At 64.2% G+C, this 620-nt stretch carries 1 protein-coding gene; it reads left to right on the forward strand.

All coding sequences use genetic code 11. The features are described from left to right. Positions 1 to 34: 34 nt before the first annotated feature. Positions 35 to 620 (forward strand): AI-2E family transporter (locus tag KVT32_RS28295; RefSeq protein ID WP_217619227.1); only part of this gene is annotated, 586 nt, incomplete at its 3' end.

Raw genomic sequence — 620 nt, forward strand, 5'->3', positions numbered from 1 at the left:
TATCATGGGCCGACTGATTCCTTATCGACGGCCCATGAACCAATTCACGATCCAGCAGAAATTCTTCCTTCTCCTCCTTACCATCGTCACCCTGGGATTCGGCTGGATCCTGCTGCCCTATTCGGGCGCGGTGTTCTGGGGCATGGTGCTGGCGATCCTGTTCGCACCGCTGTACCGGCGCCTGCTCGCCGCGACCCGCCAGAAGCCGACCGTCGCCGCCCTGCTCACGCTGGCCTCGATCGTGGTGATGGTGATCCTGCCGCTGTCGATCATCACGGCCTCGCTGGTGCGGCAGGCGGCCGACATCTATGCCAACGTCAGCTCGGGCCAGATCAATTTCGGCGCCTACTTCCAGCAGGTCATCGGCGTGCTGCCGGACTGGCTGGTGGGCCTGCTGGAGCGCTTCGAGCTGACCGACCTGGCCTCGCTCGAACAGAAGCTCGCCGACGGCGCGGCCCAGGTCAGCCAGTTCTTCGCGCGCCACGCCATCAACGTCGGCCGCAATACCTTCGACTTCCTGGTCAGCCTGACCATCATGCTGTACTTGCTGTTCTTCCTGCTCCGCGACGGCCAGGCCCTGGCCAACCGCATCAAGCGCGCCGTGCCGCTGAGCCGCATGT

This window comes from Achromobacter sp. GbtcB20, from assembly GCF_019091095.1.
GTDB lineage: Bacteria > Pseudomonadota > Gammaproteobacteria > Burkholderiales > Burkholderiaceae_B > Achromobacter > Achromobacter mucicolens.